The sequence below is a fragment of the Halococcus sp. IIIV-5B genome, from assembly GCF_003602035.1.
In the GTDB taxonomy this organism is placed as follows: Archaea; Halobacteriota; Halobacteria; order Halobacteriales; family Halococcaceae; genus Halococcus; species Halococcus salsus.
This window is the reverse complement of sequence record NZ_QZWE01000002.1, coordinates 150,600-174,731: the sequence shown is the minus strand read 5'-3', so window position 1 is coordinate 174,731 and position 24,132 is coordinate 150,600. Positions and strand designations below refer to the sequence as shown.

The following is a 24,132-nucleotide window of genomic DNA, read 5'->3' as shown; positions in this document are numbered from 1 at the left end:
AAATTGTGGTAAGTGGAGACGACTCAAGCGCTTGTCTTGATTACGGGGGTCGAACTCTGCGAACGCCTTTGCACTTGTGCCGGTGTCGAGTTCGGACAGTGTAGTATCCCGGAGCCGAAGGTAGTGATAGTTGAGGTGGCTTTCACACGGCCGGATATACGATCACGCTCTTGAGTGACATCCACGCTCTCAAGATCGCCATATATCACTGATCAACTCACGTCAGAGTACAAGGTAATTCAAGACAGCGCGAAATGTCTTGGCCACACAAACCTTATCAGAAGCCTCAGAGACACACTACTCTTAGCTTCTACGGCCCGCTCGTTTTCGCCGGACTCACGTTCTCGATAACGGGATTTATACACCCGTTGCTGGCGTTCGCTACCGTCCTTCCAGCCTATTACATTGCCTCCAAAATCGGTGAACGAATTATTCACTGGCGCGCTGGAAGTGTGTCACGGGTTACCGTGTAGTGAGCAGCGACATCTCATCAAGCCCGGAATTTTCTCACGGCATTACCCTACCGGTTTCACAGGCTTCGAAGCGTCTTACCTAACACCGAGTCGGAATCTCCGTTCTGATGTTAGGTAAGAAGTCGCGGTAGTAAGAACACTTGAGAGTCAGCAACCACGCGATTGGTTCAGCTCGTGTGAGGGATCCCGCTCCCACTGCTGGATCACTGTAGAGTCTTGCACCGATCAAGGCCTCACTCAAGGTGAGATCCAGCACGCAATAGACGACCGCGTCTTCACCTGTTGATGTGCATTTCTCTGGCTTAGGGCCCTCATCAAGGGCATTAGGTATCCATGTAATATTCCATATATGCAAACATATATCGGAGTGGGCGATCCTATTCTGTGCAGTCTTACCAAACAATAGAGCTCGAAACACACTATTATGTTTGGTAAGATATTGGCAGCACTGTCTCAAATACCGTTCAAATAGTCCCACGTGATTCGAGAGGGATGCTCAAAGCAGGAATAACCGTTTAGCCGTGTAGGTACACCGTACATACAGGTGAGTGGCATGGGAACAACCAAGGTCAATTTCCGATTGCCGAACGATTTGATCGAGAAGGCAGACGTCGCAGCAGAAGCCACTCACAAGACCCGAACCGACATCGTCAGAGACACGCTACAACAGTACCTGCAAGAAGTAGAGGACGATGAGCGATTCAAGGAAGCCGTCGTCGAACTCTATCTCGAGAGCGAAATCGGGTTCGAGACGTTGAAACAGTTTATCGGGCGGCAGGATGCCGAGTCCGTTCGCGCTTCGAAGAACGTGCTTGAGCAGGGTCACGACCTCGCTGACGAACTCGCCAAATTGTGAGGCCGTAGCATGATCGTCGCGGATACCAGCGCCCTCATCACGCTCGCGACGGCCGACTCACTTCGATTAGTTCTCGATGAGTTCGACGTGCACACGACCGATACCGTAATTGAGGAGCTAAAGAAGACGGCGGAGTACGACGATGTTCACGGGAAGGCTGCTACGGAAGTCCTGAGTCAAAAGGAGCAGATGACGGTTCATGCCACCGGAGATGCTGATTTCGAGTCGTCGCGTATCGATAGCGGGGAAGCAACATGCGTCTCGCTTACTCGGGAGCTGAATGCGGGGTTCCTGATTACAGACGACCTTAGAGCGTTACCGGAACTCCAGCAACTCGTTGAGGCACAAGTAGCGCTCCCACCGATCGTTCACAAAGCGTTGGTGAAGCGCGGTGAACTCACCGATGAAAATGCCAGAGAGCGGATTGAAGAGTTAGCTGACGCCCGCGACTGGCTTGGCAGGCCAATCTATCGGCGTGCTATGCGACTGTTCGACTGAATCGAGCCGGTGCCACGTAGTTGGCTCGTCATCGATGGCGTCAGTATAGTATGCCTCTTTGTTGTATCGTGTGAGGTACCTCTTAGACAGACCCAATTTCAGCGACCCATTGCGATCCATGAGACTGTCTAAATGAATTCATTCATGAATACCTATATGGGTTAGACAGTTGCCTCAACTCCTATTGTTGAGATATATGCGTTCTATTGTGACTACAATTAGGTACTCGTCAGATCGTTCGGCATCTATTCAAGCGCTCGATGAGCTCGCTTCGTCTGTCCAGAAATCATCCTCAACAGCGATATCCGTGTCCGTGTGGTTAGAAGGCGGCACTCGCCACGTTCAGTCATACAAGAGACTGACTCTCGGTAGTCATAAGCTTGACTCTAGTATAGGGGAGGGGATATTGGTTTTGCAGTATTTCGCTCGTCCATTCATCAGTAACGGGGCGTTCGAAATGCTCTCGATGACGTTTGTCCCCCGAGCAGCACGAGCAGCGCCAAGCCTGCGGTCAATTCCAGTCGGTCGAATGAAACTCAATAAGTCTCCAGTGAATTTCATTCACTAAATAGATACGTTCTGAGCGCTCTATTAAACGGTAAACCCCCTGCTAGAAGCTATAGAGAGACACTGACCCAAGTGGAGACTCTCCCCAGTGATTGAAAGAAAACCCTTCGACCTGCTCTCCTCAGAAGGGCTGTCACTCTCTCGGGACGAGGACCAGAAGTGCAAATGTTTGACTTGCAGATGCTTTTATTGATTTCCAGTTCGAAAGGACGGGTATGGGAAAAGAGGCACCGGGTGCCAAGGCGTGGAAAGAGCATACGAGCGCGTTCGACCGAGTACGGTCAGTCATCGAAACCGCCTCCCAGCCCCGCTCCGCGTCGGAGATAGCTGATGAGGCTCTTGTTGCGGAGAATACGGCGCGTACTCACCTCACCCGGCTCACAGATATGCACATCTTAGTAGAGTTCGATCGCGACGGGACAAGCCTCTATGCTCTCGATCCGCTGTATCAGCGAGCGCAGACCATCCGTGAACTCCTCGACGAGTACGACCATGAGGGTCTCATCGAACTCAAAGAGGAGCTACTGGAGCAAATCATGGACTGGGAAGCGAACTTCGATGTGACGTCACCCCAAGGTCTTCGTGAACAGGCAGCGAAAGCCGAACACGCTGACCAGACCAGAGAGATTCGGACTGCTGCAAGCGACTGGGAGCTCGTTGTCTATCGTCTGTCGATCGTTGAGGATGCGATCGAGAATTACGCCACGTACACCCGAGACACGAGAGCTCTGGCGTAGGCGATGGATGGAGTTGATTCGTACGATTCAGCAGCAGCCTCTCACCGTGCTCTCCGGGGCATCAGACGCGAACTCGAACGTCATCCGATGATTTTGACGGCGCAAGGATTTCCATCAGAGACACATACTTGCGTTGTCGCAGAATTGGACCCCCACCAACTCAGCGAGAACCGTTCAGAAGCGACGCTCACAGTGCGATGGTTCGCCGGCGAAACACCTCAGGCACCCCCAGAGTTCTCGTTCCATTATGCCGACGAAACCGGACGAGATCTCGGATGGCACCATGAACCGACTCCACACGTTGAGGGGTGGGGGCATTACCAAGAACGCGAGATGGCGAGCGCTGAGTACTCGTATGAGCCACAGACGTTCTCATCAATGAATCCCAGTCGAGTCGTCTGGGAGGTGCTGGCGTTTCTCGATTCCAAGGTGTGAGTTTTTCGTCCAGACGAGTTTCCCACGGGCTCCATGATCAAGTACCGAGTGACGCTACCATGTAAAGTACTGGAGAAAATTCCGGATTCCCCGATGTCGAACCACTAATCCGGAGAACCCGACTAAGTCGACGGTGAGGGCCGGTGACCGAATACTCGCCTTCAAACTCATTACAAGAGATTTAGTGACCACCGAACCAGGTCAGAGAAGTGATGCCAGCGATGAGGAGGCGAGCTGATCCGTGAGCGCGGACCAATCAGACCTCGCGGCGTACGGCGGGAACGAGGCAACCCCTGACGGGGCGTGCATCCGCTATGAGCAGTGTGAGAACATCGTTCCAGAGAACGGACGTATCTGTGGGCCGTGTCTCGACGAGCTCCGTGCAGCCGACCGAGAGCGCCGCGAGAAGACCAGCAGAATATGAGCGCGAGGCAAACTGAAAGCAATCGTGAGCGGGTCGAGAGCGCGCTCAGGCGTTTCATAAGCGACAACCCACACGGCAACAACCATCGGTACTTTCGTGCTTCCGACCTCACGGACGAAGATGGCGACCTTTCAGCATCCCTCGTTGGGTCCTACCTCCCGAAACTCAGGGACGACTCCCCACTCGATGGTGGGGTTATGATCGAGGAGTACACCGAACGCCGATGCGGATCTTCTCTTTGGGTCGCTCGCAGGAAAGATGAGTGAGCGAGAGAACAAGTCCGTGGATTGTGGGTCTCAGATCGGCATAGAGCATATTGCTGTCGCTCTCCCTTGATGCTGAGTACCAACTACGGTAGCCCCCTCTCACTGTTGTAAGTGCTCCAACGAAGTGCGTCGTGCAATTCATCCTTGTATTCTGGATTTAGGCAGTAAGCTTTCCGTCCGGTGATATTCTTCTTATTTACAAAGTCGTTCTCTCCATACTTCTTTTTCAGCCTGCAAGTATTCCACCGATTGCGCGAGTGCTCCCAGGCATTCGCGAAAACAATGGGGTCGCACCAAATCTGCTCTACGCAGAGTATAACGAGCGCGTGGCGGAGCCACGAGCAGAGCGCACAGTTCGGAGCCATCTCACCAAACTCGCTCACTACAACTCGATCGAAAAGCACGGGGAGGGCCGCGGGCGCACCTACTCACTCCCGTGATAGACAGTTTCCGTCCAGTGATATAGCTCAACGCTGAGAAAATCGTCATCACTGACTGATTTCGTTAGAGTTGATATGATTATCATATCTCAATAACGAGCTTTCATGAGTTCGTCTAATGAGGCGTCAGAGACGAAAATTGACTTCCACTTAGGCTTCGTAAGCGACATCGCAGCTATTGGTCGTCTACCAGAAACATTGGGCTATAATATTGCATATCTCGGTGTGGCCGGTGGTCTCGCCACTAAAGCTGTAGAATTATCTACGATTGTTGCAAATTGCTGGTTATTAGCTGTAGGATTCATAGCAGTCATGCTTTCAAAAGTACAAGCATCATTGGCAGACGTAATTCATGACCGACATTTAGATAGGAGCAATCCATCAAAGTCGCGCATTCCCGCAGCACTCGCGCGTGTTGGTATCGATAGTGCCGCGACATTTCTCGTTGTGTCTGTGATTGGAGCAATGATGCTATGGGGCTGGATCACGAAATTAACCGGTGACATAAGAATACTTTCGGTAGGAACCTTACTGTGTGTTTTTGGATTCATATACACTTATCCGCCACGAATTAAAGAACGTGGCATTTCTAACCATCTCACCACCACTGCTGTTGACATGGCATGTATCTGGCTATTCTTCATGCTAGTAGCCGGTAGGGGGGTCAGCTCGATGCAACAGTGGGGAATTCTAGTTGCAGTGGGTCTGTACGCTTTCGGTTATCATGTTGCACATCAAGCGGCAGATACGTACTATGATCGACAGCATGGGATTTCAACGTTCACACAGGAGATTGGAGCTACTCAGTCGATGTGGCTTGCGGGTTTAGCTACAACGATCTCTACAATCGTTCTCGCCGCATTTGGGGCCTACCTCAGCGCAGGAGTCCTCGCTATTCTGTCATTCGGATATGCTACCATAGCTTCTTGGACTCATGGCGAAAGAGAGCAAGTAAAATCATATCTCATCTCAAGATGGTTCTCCATTGGAATATGGGCACTAATTCAAAATGCGACATTGGCAATGGATCTCTTTCTTCAATGATACCTGAGAGTACACACTATTGGACGGTATTTTTGTGAGATTCTGAGAGATTTATTCCACAGTGATGTAGTTTCACATCTTGAGAGAATGTCATGGGCAGCATCATTCACAAATTCATAATAAACATGAACTCCCGAGGAACTGCATTTCTGATTATTTTAGATGGGTGCGACGTTGATTGCCAAGTGAGTATCATCCAAAGCTCTGAAATTTCTATTGCTGAGCGCGTAAGTTCTACCTGGTGGCCACCGCGCCAATGCTTAATTACTAGACTAGTAGTTAATGTAAAGAAAAGGCCCCGTGTAGACCAAAACGCAATGTCGAAAGACAACAGCACTGGTGAGAACGATAGTATAGGGAAACCCAATCGACGGAACATCATACGAATGATGGGTGCGGGCGTAGTCGGTATTGCTGGTCTCGGTACCGCATCAGCGGAAGACGTCAATTCAGATGAAGAAATTGATTTGGAGGCGCTTAGTGGTAGCAGAAAAGAAAAGGCAATTGCTATTGCAAAGGGTACGCATCAGTACAAGCAACTATACGCTAAGCTACAAGAAGAATACGACTGTCACATTGACGTTTCTGAGTCTGAAGTGCTTGAGAGTACTGACCAATACGGCAATCCATATCAGGCGGTTTCATTTTTTCCCACCCCAAAACGAGACTCAGAAGAAGCGCCAGACAACGTCGATCTCGTTGTAACGTTAAAAGACGATTCGTTGTTTGATGCGGGAGCATCTGTTACGGACCAGAGAAAAGACCACATCGATATCAAGCTATTTACTATCAATAATGGGCAGATAGAAGTAGAGTCCGGCTCCTCTGAGGATGTGACTGTACAAGTCAGTAGATGCGGTATTTGCCGGGATGTGTCAACTGTTCTTTGTAACAGAGGCTGTAGTCTCGGAGGCGCAACGATCTGTGCTATTGCAGGATTCGGTACAGTTGGCAGCATTGCATGTGCTGCTGTTGTCAGTGAACTCTGCCGACGATACGGTGGCAACATCAACCGAGCTTGCAGAAGATTCAACATTTGCAACCGATCTGGTATTTGCTGAGCTAGTAACCATTCACATTTAACACCTAAATTATGGTAAGCGTTCGAAAATCAATCACAATCGCGATTGCCCTGGCAATAGGTTGGGTAGCAATTGATCTCTTGGTTAGAGGAGCCGCCATAGAAGATGTTGCGACTACAGCGGCGCTTGTAGCAGTAGTCGGTTTCGTCGTTTCACTCATAGTCCGATAAGAGACAGTTAAAACAATTTTAGATTCTCTTGGTTAATAACTAAAGCCTGCTCAGAATTCGCAGTGATACGAGAGCTATAATTCCTGCAACAGCGACTACACCGATCTCAAGAGGAACCCATTGTCCACTCTCGTATATATTAAGCCCGATTACGAGAAATACAGCGAGTGCGGCAAATCCTACGATTCCCGAAATCAATTGCGCAATCAGCTTTATAAGATTCACAAGTACCCACCCTTCTTGCATATTATATCTTTTCCAAAGCCATGCGACGTGAGATGAGGATCACTCACTGCAGATAAGCTATTAAATAATTGACTGTAGATCTCTCGGAGATATACAATAATTTCATCATATTCACCAGATTCATTTGAAGATTCCAGATGATTTCTAACACAGTTTAGTTTATTTGACGCGAAATAGATTTCAAACATATGATCACTCATCCACATTCGTGGTTTCATTGACTTTCTTTACTACTTGGCTCTTTTCTAACCGCTGAGAAGTTTTTTCATATTTCTCATAAATACCTCGTCCCCAGGAATACGTCTGCTTGTAACTCGATTGGAGAGTTGCTTGCATCTTCCCAAGATCATCATATGCAACAAAAACGACTGTGTCTTCTGTGAGGAATAGTCCATAAGGTAACTCTGATTTATAGTACCAGAACTTTAGATTGGTGGGGAATTCAAGCACTGGGTTTTCATTTTCCTCTGTCGCTAAGTGTCTATAAAGAGTGTTAACCCCCCTTGGTGATAAGATATACTCACTCTTCGAGGGAGCATCACCTTCCATATTTTGGAACAAACGAACAGACAATGATGAAACGGTTGGTAGTAACCCCTGAACCTGACCACACTCTGTAAGAGTTTCAAACAACTTGTCTGTTGGAAGGTGTGGATGTCCTGGCTGTGGAGTTGTTATATCCATATCGTTAAGCTGTTCAACATCAATCTCATCGGGATCGTCTACTGCCTCCAAAAACGGAGCTATCCGATCAATCGTATCTACAGTACGAATCATAGATACAAATTCCTCGCAAAGAAACATTCCCGTGGTTGTGGCAGTGTATTCTGATCCTATGCTCCTGAGCCAGTCTTTCTCTTCTAAAATCGATACATTTCGCTGAACCGTAGACCGTGGACTCTCCAGTTGCTTTGTGATGTCACGGACATCCATTCTCTCCTCTGTAAGCATATTCAGGATGTCGACTCTTTGCGGAGAGTTTGAAAGGTATCGTATTGTATCACACATATTTTCTGCGTAAATCATAGTAAATATCTAGTAGTGTTTGGTGCTATTTGAGGACTAACCAATGCTGGATCACCGCATCTCATCCCATTACTGGTAGCCGTTAACTGATTTTGATAATTGTTCAACCCGTGTTGTGTCGCTTCGGGCCCCGGCTTTGATCGAGTCAAACCTTGACGCACGATGTTCTGAGTCGAATCCATGCTTCATCAGATCAGATTGTTGCGAATATGATAAGCCAGAGAGTACACTTTCCGAGGACGAAACTCTCTGGTACTATTTATATACAAGAGATAGTCATTCAAACCCGATCTCGTGAGAGTACTCTTATCTCCAATTCACCCCGAATGTTCTACAACAGTACGCATTTCTTTGACTTCAGGTCGGAATACTTCAGATTTTTCTGGATTTTGATACTGAAACCCAAATCGGACCCGCCCATCCAACTCCGCCATCCGCTTGTGTGGCACGGATATAGTAGAAGTCATCGGCTGACATAGAGGAATTCTGAATTATCTCGTTAATATCATCTTGGTCGATGTACTCTCGCTCCATCGTGTATTTTCCGAAGTCAAAAACATCATCAACAGGGTTGCTATATATTCTCCATGGCTTGTTGTTTTTGATTACTTCCACTTGTTCAAGGGGTGCCGTTCCAGCAACACCCACTGAGACACATCGTTCTACAGAAGACGAGTTGACTGTAACCTGACTGATCCCTTGACGAAGTTGGACACCATTAACTGCAAGTGAAAGTATCATTCGGTGGGGTTGAGTCGTTCCATACACTTGGCGATTTTTTAGGCTTCGGAAAATCGCGTCTCGCGTAAGTTCAGGAGCATAGAATGCAACTAATCCACCAGGATAGCTCTTCTCATCCCAAATACGCCAGATGAATCCCCAACCAATACCATCACGTAATATCTCAGAGAGTCGTGGGAGATGAGGTGGTACATGAATAAACGAATGACCCGGCCACGGACCGTGGATATCCGAAGATGCCATTAGTCCGATCTTATACCCGAGTTGGAGCGCATCTTGTGCATAGTATCCAGAACGGTCTATTTCTCCCTGGCCAATACCTCCGATGGGGAGCGTATTGCCTTCTGAGCCAGGGTACTCACTGCTACCCCATTGCGAATAGACCTCAACTAATGGTGCCATTTCGTCGTCATATTCTACCCTCGAAAAGTCAAAAGGGTACATTGCTTCTGCGCTATGGTGAGGGATCGTCAGAACATCATTACCAGTTTGCTGTTTCCATTGACGAAGTTGTCTCCAGAGTCCTTCGTATGTATCTGTACCAACAGTCTGTGAATCGAATAACTCTGCATTTTTTATAGTGTTGAAATAAACATTGATATGCCCCCCGGAATTCGGCTGTTTTGTCCATTCATAGCCGAGGAGCGTGACGAATGAATCAGGGTCATGATATGCAGTGACGGCGTCTTTCGTCTGTTGAAAATATCGACGATGCATTCGTCGACGTTGGAGCTTAGGCGGAATGAAAAAGCCCATCGTATCATGGTCGGTGCAAGCCACTACATCGAGCTGCATAACGTCTCTAGCATATCGGAACCCTTTCTCGATACTACCGACACCATCAGATAGTCTCGAATGGAAGTGGATATCGCCCCAGTAGAGCCGGTATTCGGGTGGTTCATCTGTGACTTTGACTGGATTACTCACAGCAATTTCTCCAGTATGAATATTTGTAAGTCGAATGTAGTGAATTCCTGTGCTTTCAAATGAGATATCTTGAATAGTCACAATACCATTGTTACTGGCAGCGAAGCGTACCTGGTCTGGTACCGATACAGCTGGATCCGTACATTCTATAGTAAATGTACCCTCGAAATCACGAACTAATCGTTCGTAATGATCCCATACCAATATGGTCATGTCGGCTGTCTCGCCAATAGTCATAGTCGATGGGAGGATACAGTGAGTATCTGCGAATTTATTATCGCGACTTTTTACGAGCTGTTGGAGAGATGGCATTCCCTGTAAAAATGAATAAGCAGATTTTCGGCCGTTATTTAGTATATTGAGGAGATTCATAGTGAATCCTCCAGAGAAGGGTTTCTTATATGAAACTCGAGCAGAGCAGTTGCTAACCCACCTAAAAGGAGTGCTAACCCAAACGTCATAACACGGTAAATCAAGACTGCAGCAGTCGCACTTGGTATCGAAATGGAAGCTGTCCCGATCGTGAGCGCAACAAGCAGTGCTTCGACGCCACCGACACCACCCGGCAGCGGCAAAACGTTGCCTGTCATTGAAAGTGGAACAACTAAGAGTGGTACAGCAACCGGTACTGAATTACCCACTGAGTAGAGTGATGCCCAAAACACGGCTGACAGAATGAGCCAACCAAGCGCAGAAAAGCACAGTGAATCTATAAGTTGCTGTCGATTCCACCCAATACGCTCGATCTTCTTAGTAATATTCCCAGTGTATCGGTCGATAAGTCTGGGATCGATAGAGTAGGAAGTAGGGAGTAAACGATTGACTTGGCGAATGAAAGCCGCAAGGAGCGGAATCACAACCGTTCCAAGTCGATAGCGGTACCGCCACCCAATCAAGCCAACCAAGCCAAGTCCAGTCATCAGGCTGAGAAGCAACAACACCGCGAACTTCAGCTCTGGATCAAGCGTTGTGGTTAGAGCAAGGTACGTTGCACTAGCGGCAATCATTACCATAGATGGGACGATATTGAGAATGCCAAACGTCGCAACCGCTGTCATACCTGTAGTGTATCCGACGCCAGTCGCTCGAGACACAAGCAATCCACCAATAGGAACTGAACCGGCTTGTGCGGATGGTGTGAGATAATCGGCGAACATTGTCATCAGAAAAACTAATCCGGTTTTCAATCCCAGGTCTTGAACGTCAAGTGTCTCAAGAATAGAGCGAAAAGAGAGACTCCACGCGGCAAGCCAACCGAGAGAGATGAGTATGATCATCCCAAGTAAGGTAGTAGAAACAGATGATATTGCTTGAGAGATGCTCTCAGCCCCTACAAGATGAATACCGATCCCAAGGGTACACAGAGCAATAACAACGCTAAGGGCAACCGCACGGATACGAGGGTATTCAAATGTCTCCATACAAGCACCTATCTGAAACAGCGTTAACCAGATCATTCACACATAGATAGTACAGAACGATCTTCATGCTACCATCGCGTTGTTCTCTATTGTCCAGTTTGATACTAGATACATATCCATCACAAAACGACGAGATATGGTCAACTCTCTTTGACCGAGCTAGTGTCTGAGCTGGAGATTCCAAACGCTTCGTGCTGGATGAGTTATGACGAACTGTATGCATACTACATCGTATCCGACACCTTCTGGAAAGGTAAACCGGAGAGCACACTTTCCAGCCCAGAAAGCCGTCACTCAGAATATATTGTAATATTCCGAATCAGAATCAGTACCCATTGATCCTTAATAGTGACAAGGGTCACCGTTCCCCCCATCTTTGTGTAAATTACCAAGTTCTTTCAGAACAATAGCTGTGCTTTGAGTGGTACTTGTTTGGTATTGAACAATATATCCGGACACTACCGTTGCTATTTGTGAGTTTAATAGCCAGTTTGAATAGTTACGCAGGCCCATTCACTGTAGTGAGAGAAGGTGAAATTGAGCAGGCTCAGACAGTACAGGACTCTATTGCGGCCAAACGTCAGCTTTCCTTTCAATCTGTAAAATCTCAGATCTGCTGTCTCAAAGACTTAAGCTGAGGCCCCCTCAGAAGAAGAAGTTGTCCTCTCATCCCACTCCAGCTCGAAGAGGCGAGTGTCGCATTCCCGGCAGGTGGAAGCTATCACATCATAAGAACGGCAACATGATTCCACGACCTCTTGATCGACGGTGACCTCACCCCCACATTGGGGGCACCGCTCTATGAAAACACGTAGACTCATCAGAACCCTTGCCATTTCAGCGGGATTCATTTTAATCTCTCCGGGCAACCGCACATCGAGTTCAGCTCCGGCAGCTATATCTGCAGTAATTGCAGCGTTAGAGCTCCACTGAGAAATCACTGTATCGTCGTAATATGCCACGATCCCTTCGCCAATTTCCTCGGTGGAAAGGTTATTTTGGTCCGATCGTATCGAAAGAATTGATTTGAGTTGCTGCTGATTGATATCTTCTTTCGCGAGGCCTTGAATCTTATTTTGCCATGATTTCCGGAACCCAGAGGTAAGGCAGAGATCCGTTTCGCTAGCGCATGGCTCCACCGCCCTAGCAGAGACCAACACATCTTCAGTACTTACTTCAATATTGTCATTATTTCTTTCAAGTGACGGGGCAGGTTCCTTATCAAACCACCGTAGAACACGGTCAGGAAGATATCGCTTTGTGAGTATTGGCGTGCCTGGCACAAGATACCCACGCAGATAAATTGCGGCTAGACTCAGGGCAAATACTCCAACACCAGCGATGGTTGAGATTACAGCAGTAGCAGTACTGATGATAGCCGCTATCACTACGTTGACGATTGTGCAGGGAATACAACGGTTCTCGCCGGTATATTCCGGCTGTCGTACTCGGTCGGCTAGGCTCATCGATTGCACCCTACGAAAGCCGAGAGCTTCACATCAGCTATCGATATAGTACTCAAGGCCGGGCATTCACCCAACATTGACTTCTTCCTCCATCTACGAAGACTGACACTGTACCCCCAGCATCTTCGACGACAGTGCATCAAGGCTCTAGTTTTGGATTCGACTGGATTGTTGTTAATAGTAGAAGCAGTAGTGACCACAAGATTTTATATTCACCCTCTAATGATCATATAGAATGGGCATGAATACCTCTTCGCTAGAAAAAACAGTCTACCAACGAGGCGAGCTACTCTGTGCCATCAACAACCAACCACGAGCGAAGCCTGGCCTCACAGAAGAGGTCCAAGCTTCCCGATCAACGGTTGATAGGGCCATCACCGAATTAGAAACAGCTGGTTGTATTGAACGACGGGAAAATGAATATTACACCACATTGCTTGGAGAGCTGTCGTCTGAGTGGTATCGTAAATTCCAAGACAATGTGACCGCTTTAAATGAATCGCAAGAGATACTCGCTCAATTGTCGCGGTCTACACCGCTCGATACCTCATTTCTCCAGGGTGCACATGTTCGAACAGCCGACCCTGTAGCGCCTGAAAACGTGATTGAACCATCAATCCGTATTCTCAAGACCGCGACGCGATTACGCGGTCTCGCTCCTGTTGGTATGATGGTTTATATCACTATTATTCATGAATGTGCGACGACTAACGGTCTTTCTGTTGAGATAGTTGCCAAGAATGATGCTTTGGACTCAATACTAGAGCTAGATCGTGCTAAGCTAATAAAACTCGTCAACGATGGAATGCTTGAGATCCTTACGACCAGTGCTGACCTTCCGTATGCTCTGTGGCTTATGGATACTGATAAAGAAACAACCGCGGGGATTACAACATACAACGAAGGGGGTGTAAGTGGTATGATAATGAATGACTCTCCAGAAGCCATAGACTGGGCAGAAAGTGAGTATGAGAGATACCGTGGTCTTGCTACAAATACGAGTACAAAAGGTATCATTGCAGAATAATAGACACTTTCTAGCTTTATTTGGAGCCGTCGCGATGTAGGAAGAGAGCATCGAACAGGATAGATAATTCTACTCGACAGCACCTGCAATCTTCTTCTACTTAGTGAGTCAGATTAGAGCAGTAGATACCCGGAAAATAGTAGAGAAAGGGCTTATACCAGATCTAGATTTGGCATTTTGATGGATTTGTCGATATACCAACTATTATCAAATCTTTGCTGTAGAATTTATATTTTCAGTATTATAAATGGAAATTCACAATTTGATGGGAGTCGCCTTAGGGTTTAAAAGTCGGTGTGTGGTGAGAGGCGCTGCGCTACTGTCGATGCAATGCGGTCGGCATCGACACCCACCCCACCGAGAGAAGCCGACACGAGCGTTGTTTGGTAGGGTAAACCAACAAAATAGAGTCCAAGTTCACCAGGGACGATACCGCGGTCATGGATTGGATAACCGTCGCTATCGATTTCTAAGCCGGGTATATTAAGCCATTCATAATTCAGATCAAAGCCAGTTGCCCATACTACACCCGACACGTTGAGGCGCTGTCCGCTCTCGATCACCGGATAGCCTGCTTCTACACCAGTAACTCGGCCAACGCGCTCAACGTTTGCCTGTTTTGCAGTGCTTTCCGAGTATCGTACTAGGGGGTCGCCGTGCGACCGACTATAGTTTTCTATCATGCGGCAGACTACGTTTTCGGCCGTGAGCAGGTTCGTAGCAAGCCACCAGAAAAATCGGCTATTGAACACGCGCATTGGAACATATCCTACACTTGGACCAGCTAGTAGAGTTCGACGCCCTGTACATGCCAGTTCAAGGGCGATCTCCGTTCCTGCATTCCCAGCCCCTACTACTAGAATATCACCATCAGTTTCGAAATGACTTGGATTCATATATTCAGAAGAGTGATAATCATCAATAGCGTCACCTATATCTTCAGAAAATGTGGGTCGCGACGGATCAAGAAAGGGGCCAGTAGCGATTATTACCTGTTTAGCGTGGTATACACCATCATCCGTTTCGACCCGATACCTTTCACCGGCGCGGTCGACGCCCTTCACCCTAGTATCAAGGCGCACCGGGAGACTGAAACAGGAGACATAGGATTCAAGATAGTTGGCTACCTCGTCTTTCGTCGGATAGCTCTCGGGGTTGGAGGGAAACCTCATTCCCGGTAGACTACTGTTCTTCGCCTGCGTGAAGAGCCGTAGAGAGTCCCACCGGTGTCGCCACGAATCACCGACACGGCCGCTAGCCTCCAAGATGACATATTCGATGTTTCGTTGGGTGAGATAATACCCGGTTGCCAGTCCAGATTGTCCACCGCCAATTATTACTACATCTCTATGCACATCGTAACGACAATCCATGTTAGTACTTCATCGTAGATGGATGTGTTTATAAAACCATATATCGCAAGTATAGATGATGGACATTCCAGTAGTGAACAATTTATCAGAGATGACTCAATGATTGTTCACAGCCGTCCTACTCACTCGAATTATATTTCTGTGTAGTTGAGAGTATTACATTGGCCACTCTCACTTTACCTGCGATGTTGGGAGACCACTTCGGCAAAGACGAACGGGAATCGAGCGATGAAAAATCATTCAACCGACGCCGCTTCGTTAAAACACTCGGCGTGGCGGGCAGCGCGACAGTTGGCCTCACTGGTATCGGGGCGGCAACATCAAGCGATTCTCAAGAGGGGGGTGTTACTGATGTCCAAGTAATGCCTGTTGATGTGAGAGCTGCTCAGAAGGAACTCGACGAACGTGGGGAGGACCTGCTAAAAGCATTCGTACGTGAAGGCTACATCCCCGAAGCTTCAGCGGATGCTTTCCCATCAAGTGCACAGTCGTCAGATTCACCCGATGGCGTGGGAAAGTACAGAGTTAACGGAGCAAAAGAGGGCCAGTTCGAATTCAGTGATACACTTGCCAGTGGAGACCTGAGTATCAATCTTCCGAGTGAAGGCTCACCTGTAGGGGTATTCACTACGGAGGGTGGCACGAAGCGTATTCTCTACACTGAGGCCAACGACTACGAACCGGAAGTTCACGAAAGCGACGTCACCATACAAGCATGCGGTGGATGTGTTTGTACCAGCGCTCCGCTCTGCGCACTACGTAATTTCCGGAAGACAGTCTGTCAGCGTCGTACAAACGGTAAGTGCCGCAATTTATCCAGCTGCGGTTGCTGACCTCTTTGTAAGGTTAGACATACGTTATTTAAGTGTTACTTTGCACCTCTGACGATAACCGTGTACCAATTCGCCGGCAGAGTAGTCCGATGAAAAATCCCAGTAATACTAGCGGTATACCGTAAAGTAGGGTACCGGTAAGCGCAAATATAATCCCCTCAGTGAGTGGTAAGGGTTCGGGATCCAACCCCGGAACCGTAGGCATTCCAACACGGTTGATGAAAAATCCGAATATCGGGCCCATAACCAACATGGCTACGGGAACTAGACCTTCATTTAGATACGCGCTGATGATCGCTCCGATTAAGAGAGCGGGTGGCACAATGATAAACAGTACTTGATTGGTCTCACCGGTGTAGGTATCGATTAGCAATGTCACCAATCGAGAATATGAAGCTGATTCCAAAGCTATCTGCCCACTCGTCCCGACACCAGTCGGGGTATACTGTATTACGCCAACTTTGATGAAAACAACTACACCAATAGTACCAAGGATACCAATGATACAGATCCATATAGATTGTCGGAGGTTCACACCAAATAGCAGTCTCCGGATACTGTTCATGAACGATAGGTTACGGCTCGTAGACTGGTCGTTTGATTCGCTCATTAGCTTGAAGCCTCCTTTTCGCGACTGTTGCTGATGAATCCATAAAGAACGATACAAAGCCCAATAATTGTCGTTATCTGGTTGATAATTACTCTTTTAGCATTCGTTCCAGCAATCTCTCCAAGAAAGGCCTGCATGACGAACGGGACAGTCGTTAGGAATATGATCCCAACAGCGAGGAATAACAGCGTTCGGTTCCCGTTTCGCCTGTGACCGCGGTAACCCTGGTACGCCACAAATAGGCCCACTATTGCTAGAAGGGCCGACGTGACAAGGGGCGCTGTCCCTGAAATACTAACTCCAAGTAGAGTCTTAGTACCAATCATTAGATCCACCCCTGCAAGTATCCGGTACGTAGTACCAGTTGGTGAGGGAGTTGCTGTACGTCTCGTTGTCATTTAGCCGGGTGTTAGCTGTCATAGATGGTTACAAGGATGATGAGAAGGCCAGCGAGACGAATCAAGTCTATCGTCATCGCCACCACCCACCATGGCATTGTTGTTACTGTTGATAGGATTATATTAACTATAACCGGAATGCCGCTCAGTAGTACTATCCCGAGTGCTAATAACGCGATTCCCCGATTACGGGTCGTTCTATAACTTCGAATGGCTCTTGCTGCAATAGTAAATGAAAGTATGACTGCAACGAGTAAGCTGATAAAACTCGTCAATACAAGAGATGTATCACCCCAACTAATCTGCACAATCACGCTTCCAGCAGTCATCGTAAGCCCTCCACAAGGTCAGAGAAACGATCCGCCGCACCTTGCTCCGTTCGGTTGATCTCGACGGTGTAGGTGCCGCTGTCGAGGCTGATGACAACGCGTTTGAGGCGTGCTTGGTAGGTTTTGTAGTGATGACCTCCTGGGTCAATCTGCTGGTGAGCTGCAAGCAAATCGTGGTCTTGGAGCCGATCGATACGCCGATATATTGTCGGCAATGACGCTTCACATCGCTGGGTCAACATCTTTGCTGAGAGGGGTTCCTTACTCGTTTCAGCGAGAATATCGCGCGCGTAAGGATCGTCGAGTAGGTCGGTAATCTCGTCGAGGTCACTGCCTGCGGTCATCGATAGACCAGACCTCCCTTGCTGTATTTTCTGATGGACCTCTGCGTGTGGAAACCACGTTACTTCGGTATGTCCAGTGGTTAACTATAAAATCAAGTGGTAGACTTTCCAAGTCAGAAAACGTACGTGCCGGCTTATCATCGCCTACATAGTAAGCTCAGGTGACTCATGTATCCGAGTTGCCCTCAATCGAGACGACACCAACCAACAGTCAACCAATCAAAGGTGAGATATTCGACAGCATATCCCGTTCAAGCTATCTCCGAACGGCTTTGGCCACGTATTCATCTGATGATACCTTACACCGATCAGCTCGGAATACTCCAGGAGCAGCAGCAATGACCACTATAGAGATGAGGGGTCTCACGAAGCGCTACGGTGACATCACCGCGGTAGATGACCTTGAGCTCTCTGTAAGGGATGGTGAAATATTTGGCTTCCTTGGACCGAATGGCGCTGGAAAGTCCACAACCATCGACATGCTCCTCGACTTTACTCGCCCAACTGGTGGCGTCGTCAAGGTCTTCGGTGAGGAGCCCCGTCAAAATCCACGTGAGTTCCGCGAACGGATTGGAGTCTTACCTGACACTTACGGCCTTTACGATCGGTTGAGTGCCCGCCAACACATTGTCTTCGCTGCTCAGATGAAACGGTGTGATAATGATCCTGAAGTATTGCTTGAGCGGGTAGGCCTACTTGACGACGCAACCATGCGTGTTGGTGGATTCTCGAAAGGAATGCGACAGCGGCTTGCATTGGCGATAGCCCTCGTTGGCTCTCCTGATCTGCTCATTCTTGACGAACCTTCGTCGGGGCTGGATCCAAACGGTGCACAAATGATGCGTGATATCATCTGCACAGAACGAGAACAGGGAGTGACAACTTTCTTTTCGAGCCATATTCTTGGGCAAGTAGAAGCAGTTTGTGACCGAGTCGGGATAATGCGGGACGGGAATCTACTCACAGTAGACACTGTCGACGGCCTTCAGGCAGCGAGTGGTAGCGTTTCAACGCTTGTATTCTTGGTTGATAGAATTCCGCAATGCCATTCGCTTGCCAAATTAGATGGAGTGACTGACGTTCATTGCAAAGATTCTACCATTCGGGTTGAATGCTCTGATCCCAACATGAAGGCAGCGATTATTGCATCTGTAGAAGCAGCAGATGTGGCGGTTCAAGACATCTCTATCGAAGATAGCACACTTGAGGATATCTTTGCAAAATACACCAAAAATTGTGATCGAAGTGAAGAATATAAGCGAGAAATTCGAGCATGAATACACGAGCCATAACGATTGCAAGGAAAGAAGTCGTCGACGCACTTCGGTCCCGTCTCGTATGGTTGCTGGTAGGTGTCTTCGTGATTGTAACGGTGCCACAGATTCTCTCGTTGACGGCGCTAAGTATGACGGTCCCACAAGCGACACGAAGTCTTGCCATTTATTTCATGCCGCTTATCCCGTTAGTCGGGCTCGTCGTGGGTTATAAAGCAGTCGTGGGGGAGCGGGAATCAGGAAGCCTCCGCATTCTTCTCGGACTACCAAGTACTCGCGGCGATGCGGTACTCGGGAAAGTTCTCGGACGCTCAGTAGTGTTCGTAGCGGCGGCAGTCGTTGCTATTCTTTGCTCTGGTGCGGTCGTCCGATTCGTATATGGTGGGCTTGACCCCAGAGCCTTCATTGGGACCGGGATATTCTTGCTGCTGTACGGGCTCTCATGGGTTGGTATCGGCGTGGGCCTCTCATCAATAGTTTCCACGCAGTTTCGGGCAATGGCAGGTGCCGTCGGAATCTATGCGCTATGTAACGTCTTCTGGGAGGTCCTCATCTTACCGCTTGCCGCGTACGCTTTTACTGGGAGTGCATCAACCGAATCGCTTCAACCGGTCGAGATAGCTACCGAACCAGCATGGTACCTTTACTTCCAGCGATTGAATCCGACACAGGCATTCAAAGGTGGGTCGTACTCATTTTCACAAATTTTTGAAACCGGTGCCCCCGTCCCGCCAGTCGATATGTTTGGGATCACTATGTTGGTCGTGTGGATTGTATTGCCAGTTGTAATAGGGTATTGGCGATTCAACCGGGAGGATCTTGGATGAGCCAACATCATCCTGCATCTTCAGATCAAAAAGAATCCTCATTCAGACGACGTTCTCTTCTTCGTAGCGGAGGAGCCGTCCTAGCGGGTTTGCTCGCGGGATGTAACAGCGTCCCATTTATCGAAGGTGGGGCAGAAGTTGTAGATTGGAATCGAAAAGGCCCACTCTCCGGTGAGACAACCTTCGTCATCGACCTTCGGAACGGACCTCTCTCTGATAGCGTGACAGATGTTACTATCAAGTTCCGAGCAAGGGAATTGGGCAAGGGGCGGACAGTTGGACAGAAGACCCAACGAATCAATTTAGACTCTGGAGAGCGTCGAACTGTTCGTATTACAACTATTGTACCCCCTGCGACGCGTTCGTGGGTAATATATACAGAGAATGTAGGATAAGGAGAGTAGGAGGCAACCTACTTGAGGATGAGTGGTACCATTTGCTGGCTCAGTGAGGGTATAATCAGAATTCTGTCGTACGATCTGGAATTACAGTCTCAAAGAGGGTGTCACAGTACTCCCAAAGAAGTCTCGGCGGAGACTCCACCTCAAACTCGGCACCTTCGCGATGTGGGATTTCCATAGAAGCCGTCTGATACTAGAAGTGTGCAGCACCGGGACTATCGTGGTCTTCATCTTGATGCCAGCCACAGTGAAATCTCGAATTAGGATCCGCGTAGTCGATTCTGAATTCGTCGTTGGGTGGTGTTAGTTTCTAATGGACTTCGAGCTGTGGCGAGTCAGGTCCAGTCGGTGGAACAACACGCCGTGGGTCAACCCCAGCAACGAGGTACCGTTTTTGGGATCGCATCTGGCTCAAATCGAACGGAGATGACCTCAGATTGCTGTTCCAGTACAGTGAGTGAGACTGCACCAAGGACATTGACGCTCACGAGTTGGTAAACGTAGCCACTAAAGGCGACAAAATTACGTTGTGTACTGTTTTAGGTTTCTCTGAGATGCCCCATGAGCATGCATACTACCATCACCCAATTGACAAACGATACTCATTAGAATATGCTGGGTTAGAATACGAATCGTTTCTCCCAAGATACGAACAATACGATGAAGACGAGGTGAAAGCAATCGGCTACTCATTCGCAGAAGGCCCGGTTTACGGGATATACACCCACACGGGAGTTTCAGGTACTACGGATGACCTCGAAACGACCGACGAAGAAGTTGAGGCCATCATCGATAGGATGGGAGACACAGTTTGGCCAGTGGCAGTCCGACTGTTGTATATCTATGAAGGTGTTTTGGAAGAAGAGGCCGAGGACGGCGATGGACTAGAGGTCTACAAGAAAATTGAATTAGAGCGTATTCCAGATACGCTCAACGAGGTCGACTGGGAAGGGACAGCAACGAAGACAGCGGGACAATTGATGTCCAATTTCATATTGAAACATCTTCTTCCAAATGCAAACCATCGGTGCAGCATATCTATGCTAGAGATCTATCTGGAATTCTGCGCTCTCAATAGAGAGGCGGATTTTTCGATGCCGCAAACCCATACCACGGAATTCGAGTGGCGAGAGTGGGTTGACCCATATATTCGCCAATCGAAGCGAATTTTGACCGTTCGACGAAACAACGTACGATTCAATGCGCTTCGAAGTCGTGGCTGCAAAACAGTTTCTCGGAAAGGAGGTATTACTGTAGATATCGAAGACTGGGAACTTGATATGAATCACACCAAAGCGTGGGAATTCTACGCTATGGAGCATGAGGAATTGTGTACTGAATTCGCAGAAGAAGTGGCAAAACGGGGCGGGGCGCCTGAGCTCAGCAACATAGAAGGCCTCAACCAAGAGGAGTTCGCATCGCTACTCGCAGAGCGAGCATCAAGATAGCGCTATCGCTGTGTCGTTAAGCAACCGCAAAAGAAAAAGCCGGTTTAATCTTGGAGATGCGCGTTCGACCGGCCGACTTCCCGGTAGTAGTCTCCACCAGAGAGGCTGTACCGCCGTTCCAGTCTACGGACGGTCCTGTTGATGTCCATTGTCTTCTGATGTAGGCAGGCACTGGCCTATCATAAACCTAGTGGAAACAGTGCGTTTATAGAGCGACCATAGTTTGACCGCGTTTTCCCCACCCCTTTTGTGTATTAGACTGCAGCAGATTCTATCAAACCCGTGAGGGTGTATGGAATTGTCTAGCGTGCTCACTTGATTCTACTACTATGGCCAGTCGGTCGGTTCACCGCCGCTGTCGGCAAACTCAGTGATAACGTCATGAAGTGCCTCGCTCCCGGTCATGCCTTCATAGGCGGCGATCTCTTCGAGTTGATCGCCGAGCTCGGTGTCTTCGTCAACTTCAATGAGCATCTGGCCTTCCGGCGTCCCAATGATCGTGATCGCGCCGTCTTCCGACCGCTCAACCGTCGACCCCGGCGGTATGTCGGCGGCACTATCGAGCAAGTCCTGTTCCTCAGACGTCTCGATGGTCGATTCTGCATCTCTCATTGGCAACTGTCCATAAGCTCCTCGTGAGGGAGAAATCCGTGCTTGACGAACGCGTCGATCACCGCTTCGGGGCCGCGCTCGCACTCCCAGGCACGTTGCTCGACCCGCTCGGCCAGCTCGGCGTCGAGTGAGACGAGCACTCGGTCGGCGGTCTCAATATCATTCTCGCCTTCGGCCATCTGGTTCATCTGCTCAAACCCGTCACTGCTCAGCGTCCCCATCGCACGGCCTACTTCTTCGGGTGAGAGGGTCGTCGCTGGGTTGAATTGCTCACGCCATTCATCTGCGGTCCTCGGGATCTCTGTTTCTGTCGTCATGGGCGTTTTCGTGGCACGTCGCCGGTCGGGTCGACCTCGTGGCCGGACACCTCGACGATTGCGCCGTCCCGAAAACGAGAGCGCGAGATTCTGCTAAGCGACGGGGAGGATGTGACTGAGAAATACTATGGAGTCGTGGTCTCCCGGGTTCGGAACAAGATCGAGCGGCTCGATGACGATCCCCCAGCTCTAGATTCGCATGTGTCTCTAGGCGAGGAGCTTCGAGAGGTCGTTTGCAATGAGTGACAACGGACTGTCGATGTTTATGTTGCTCTTAGCTGGTTTCAGGGGCAAACAATGACGTCCCCTTCGCGCCCGTCAGGTTACGATGTCGCATATCACCGCTCCTGTCGCCGGTCGGACTGTCACCTCACCATCGGCTTCGATCGCAGCCAAGGACGTATCCCACGATTTCTTCTCCTTCTCCACTACCGAACCTCAACTAATCCTGTTGAGTGGACGGAAATCGCTCGGATGGATCATAACGAAACACCAAATCATGGGCATGATGTCTATCAAGAGGGGCTTCACGTCGACGTTGCTCGGCGAACAAAGCGGACAGTGAAGCTCCAAATTCGACATAGCCCGCTTCCGGTTAATCGAGGAATTGTCGTGAAAGCGTGCGATGAGTACCTCCGCAATGAGGCAGACTACTTCATCGATGTCTTCGAGGAGCGCCACCCGCCCAGCAGCCCCCCACACTGGTCTCCAGATGGAGGTAGACCGACACACAGGCTTATGAGCATGGATCAGGTATCAGCAGATATGAGTCGTAAAGCTCCCATCGAAGAGGAAAGCATCTCGTCCGAGGAGCTTAGCGAAGTCCTCGCAGAAGCGACTGGGGCTACCCCCGAGGAGATCGATCGAGGAGCTGAGGAGTTCGAGATCGCACCGACGGAAGAGGCAGCGATCATCGGGTATGGAGGGCACGGCCCTCTGACAGGTTCAGAAGACTCGCACGACAACGCTGACTAGCCGATTCTGTAGTGAACTAATGACGCGGTCCGGCCCGGAGCAGCGCCTTTGACCGACGACTACTCTGTGTGGTCACCGGGTAGCACTTCGTCGAACCCAGCTCTGATATCTTCTATCATTTTATCGGTTGAGTATTCCTTTTCGTCAATAAACTGCTTAGCCGCTCCAATTCCCCGCGCTACCTCCGACTGGACATCATCTCCGCTTTCTATATCTATAGTCCACGACGCGAGCACCGAGTCTCCCGCGCTATCATCCGGGTATTGAGGAATTTTTTCAATCGGTTCAGGATAGACAGCTACCAAAACACTCCTCAATCGAGGGGAGTCATCCCTCTTAGTATACATATCGCATCGGATGTAGTTCCCGTTATACGAAGCGCTGTAACTGCAATTTCTCGCGTGATCGAGAGCCGCTCTGGCCTCCAAATCCGGGTCCTTTAGCTCCATAATTGTGACTAGTATATCCGCCTCCCTGAATCTTCCCCCGGGAAATACACTGCTTACCTTTCCACGGGGTCGCGCGTCGAGAGCAGCACGATCCTG

23 protein-coding genes are annotated in these 24,132 nt (G+C 49.0%); 13 read left to right on the top strand and 10 right to left on the bottom strand.

The window, feature by feature from the left end; genetic code table 11:
• Nucleotides 1-1,026: 1,026 nt before the first annotated feature.
• The 7 genes from D3261_RS02815 to D3261_RS02790 all read left to right on the top strand — a co-directional run bounded on the left by D3261_RS02815 (nucleotide 1,027) and on the right by D3261_RS02790 (nucleotide 6,801).
• Nucleotides 1,027-1,329, top strand: a complete 303-nt coding sequence (locus D3261_RS02815) for a ribbon-helix-helix protein, CopG family (RefSeq protein WP_120068617.1) — start codon at nucleotides 1,027-1,029, stop codon at nucleotides 1,327-1,329.
• Between the two features lie 9 nt (nucleotides 1,330-1,338).
• Nucleotides 1,339-1,827, top strand: coding sequence for a hypothetical protein (locus tag D3261_RS02810; RefSeq protein WP_120068614.1), 489 nt, complete (start codon nucleotides 1,339-1,341; stop codon nucleotides 1,825-1,827).
• A 782-nt stretch (nucleotides 1,828-2,609) separates the two neighbouring features.
• Nucleotides 2,610-3,131, top strand: coding sequence for an ArsR family transcriptional regulator (locus D3261_RS02805; protein WP_120068611.1), 522 nt, complete (start codon nucleotides 2,610-2,612; stop codon nucleotides 3,129-3,131).
• Nucleotides 3,132-3,807: 676 nt separating this feature from the next.
• The gene (locus tag D3261_RS19580) at nucleotides 3,808-3,990 is read left to right on the top strand and encodes a hypothetical protein (protein WP_147464892.1); all 183 of its coding nucleotides are present in this window, start codon (nucleotides 3,808-3,810) and stop codon (nucleotides 3,988-3,990) included.
• Complete coding sequence (locus D3261_RS19575; protein ID WP_147464891.1) at nucleotides 3,987-4,256, top strand: hypothetical protein; 270 nt, start codon at nucleotides 3,987-3,989, stop codon at nucleotides 4,254-4,256. Before D3261_RS19580 ends, D3261_RS19575 begins: the two co-directional genes overlap by 4 nt.
• Before the next feature lie 545 nt (nucleotides 4,257-4,801).
• The gene (locus D3261_RS02795; RefSeq protein ID WP_120068605.1) at nucleotides 4,802-5,740 is read left to right on the top strand and encodes a UbiA family prenyltransferase; all 939 of its coding nucleotides are present in this window, start codon (nucleotides 4,802-4,804) and stop codon (nucleotides 5,738-5,740) included.
• A 317-nt stretch (nucleotides 5,741-6,057) separates the two neighbouring features.
• Nucleotides 6,058-6,801 (top strand): halocin C8-like domain-containing protein, encoded by a 744-nt coding sequence (locus tag D3261_RS02790; protein WP_158589332.1) that lies wholly within the window; start codon nucleotides 6,058-6,060, stop codon nucleotides 6,799-6,801.
• 629 nt (nucleotides 6,802-7,430) lie between these two features.
• Here the strand turns inward: D3261_RS02790 and D3261_RS02785 are convergent.
• The 4 genes from D3261_RS02785 to D3261_RS02770 all read right to left on the bottom strand — a co-directional run bounded on the left by D3261_RS02785 (nucleotide 7,431) and on the right by D3261_RS02770 (nucleotide 12,741).
• The gene (locus D3261_RS02785) at nucleotides 7,431-8,264 is read right to left on the bottom strand and encodes a winged helix-turn-helix domain-containing protein (RefSeq protein ID WP_120068600.1); all 834 of its coding nucleotides are present in this window, start codon (nucleotides 8,262-8,264) and stop codon (nucleotides 7,431-7,433) included.
• Nucleotides 8,265-8,636: 372 nt separating this feature from the next.
• On the bottom strand, nucleotides 8,637-10,304 hold the full coding sequence (locus tag D3261_RS02780) for a DUF3604 domain-containing protein (protein ID WP_233553843.1): 1,668 nt from the start codon (nucleotides 10,302-10,304) through the stop codon (nucleotides 8,637-8,639).
• Complete coding sequence (locus tag D3261_RS02775) at nucleotides 10,301-11,389, bottom strand: lysylphosphatidylglycerol synthase transmembrane domain-containing protein (RefSeq protein WP_120068596.1); 1,089 nt, start codon at nucleotides 11,387-11,389, stop codon at nucleotides 10,301-10,303. The genes D3261_RS02780 and D3261_RS02775 overlap by 4 nt, the downstream gene beginning before the upstream one ends.
• 593 nt (nucleotides 11,390-11,982) lie before the next feature.
• Nucleotides 11,983-12,741, bottom strand: a complete 759-nt coding sequence (locus D3261_RS02770; protein WP_233553842.1) for a hypothetical protein — start codon at nucleotides 12,739-12,741, stop codon at nucleotides 11,983-11,985.
• 313 nt (nucleotides 12,742-13,054) lie between these two features.
• On the opposite strand from D3261_RS02770, the gene D3261_RS02765 reads away from it, so the two are divergent.
• Nucleotides 13,055-13,846, top strand: coding sequence for a winged helix-turn-helix domain-containing protein (locus tag D3261_RS02765; RefSeq protein ID WP_120068593.1), 792 nt, complete (start codon nucleotides 13,055-13,057; stop codon nucleotides 13,844-13,846).
• Between the two features lie 284 nt (nucleotides 13,847-14,130).
• On the opposite strand, the gene D3261_RS02760 is transcribed toward D3261_RS02765, so the two are convergent.
• A complete protein-coding gene (locus D3261_RS02760) occupies nucleotides 14,131-15,219 on the bottom strand; it encodes an NAD(P)/FAD-dependent oxidoreductase (RefSeq protein ID WP_120068590.1) in 1,089 nt (362 codons plus the stop codon).
• Nucleotides 15,220-15,404: 185 nt separating this feature from the next.
• On the opposite strand from D3261_RS02760, the gene D3261_RS19570 reads away from it, so the two are divergent.
• Nucleotides 15,405-16,052 carry a hypothetical protein gene (locus D3261_RS19570; protein WP_147464890.1) on the top strand — a complete coding sequence of 216 codons (648 nt, stop codon included), beginning with the start codon at nucleotides 15,405-15,407 and terminating at the stop codon, nucleotides 16,050-16,052.
• A 1,019-nt stretch (nucleotides 16,053-17,071) separates the two neighbouring features.
• Here D3261_RS19570 and D3261_RS19565 read toward each other — a convergent pair.
• Nucleotides 17,072-17,389 (bottom strand): hypothetical protein, encoded by a 318-nt coding sequence (locus D3261_RS19565; protein ID WP_147464889.1) that lies wholly within the window; start codon nucleotides 17,387-17,389, stop codon nucleotides 17,072-17,074.
• On the bottom strand, nucleotides 17,386-17,733 hold the full coding sequence (locus D3261_RS02750) for a helix-turn-helix domain-containing protein (protein ID WP_120068585.1): 348 nt from the start codon (nucleotides 17,731-17,733) through the stop codon (nucleotides 17,386-17,388). The genes D3261_RS19565 and D3261_RS02750 overlap by 4 nt, the downstream gene beginning before the upstream one ends.
• A gap of 338 nt (nucleotides 17,734-18,071) precedes the next feature.
• Here D3261_RS02750 and D3261_RS02745 point away from each other — a divergent pair, with 338 nt between their 5' ends.
• From D3261_RS02745 to D3261_RS02730, 3 genes are all read left to right on the top strand, one after another.
• Nucleotides 18,072-19,010 carry an ABC transporter ATP-binding protein gene (locus D3261_RS02745; protein ID WP_120068582.1) on the top strand — a complete coding sequence of 313 codons (939 nt, stop codon included), beginning with the start codon at nucleotides 18,072-18,074 and terminating at the stop codon, nucleotides 19,008-19,010.
• On the top strand, nucleotides 19,007-19,834 hold the full coding sequence (locus D3261_RS02740; RefSeq protein ID WP_120068579.1) for an ABC transporter permease subunit: 828 nt from the start codon (nucleotides 19,007-19,009) through the stop codon (nucleotides 19,832-19,834). The genes D3261_RS02745 and D3261_RS02740 overlap by 4 nt, the downstream gene beginning before the upstream one ends.
• Nucleotides 19,835-20,789: 955 nt before the next feature.
• Entirely contained in the window at nucleotides 20,790-21,683 is an 894-nt protein-coding gene (locus D3261_RS02730; protein WP_120068577.1) for a hypothetical protein, read from the top strand.
• A 327-nt stretch (nucleotides 21,684-22,010) separates the two neighbouring features.
• Here D3261_RS02730 and D3261_RS02725 read toward each other — a convergent pair whose 3' ends face one another.
• Both D3261_RS02725 and D3261_RS02720 read right to left on the bottom strand, forming a co-directional pair.
• Complete coding sequence (locus D3261_RS02725; RefSeq protein WP_120068574.1) at nucleotides 22,011-22,295, bottom strand: hypothetical protein; 285 nt, start codon at nucleotides 22,293-22,295, stop codon at nucleotides 22,011-22,013.
• Nucleotides 22,292-22,612, bottom strand: coding sequence for a hypothetical protein (locus tag D3261_RS02720; RefSeq protein WP_158589330.1), 321 nt, complete (start codon nucleotides 22,610-22,612; stop codon nucleotides 22,292-22,294). The genes D3261_RS02725 and D3261_RS02720 overlap by 4 nt, the downstream gene beginning before the upstream one ends.
• Nucleotides 22,613-23,224: 612 nt before the next feature.
• On the opposite strand from D3261_RS02720, the gene D3261_RS20270 reads away from it, so the two are divergent.
• Nucleotides 23,225-23,587, top strand: coding sequence for a hypothetical protein (locus tag D3261_RS20270; protein WP_199693888.1), 363 nt, complete (start codon nucleotides 23,225-23,227; stop codon nucleotides 23,585-23,587).
• 59 nt (nucleotides 23,588-23,646) lie between these two features.
• On the opposite strand, the gene D3261_RS02705 is transcribed toward D3261_RS20270, so the two are convergent.
• Nucleotides 23,647-24,036 carry a hypothetical protein gene (locus D3261_RS02705; protein WP_147464888.1) on the bottom strand — a complete coding sequence of 130 codons (390 nt, stop codon included), beginning with the start codon at nucleotides 24,034-24,036 and terminating at the stop codon, nucleotides 23,647-23,649.
• Between the last annotated feature and the right edge of the window lie 96 nt (nucleotides 24,037-24,132).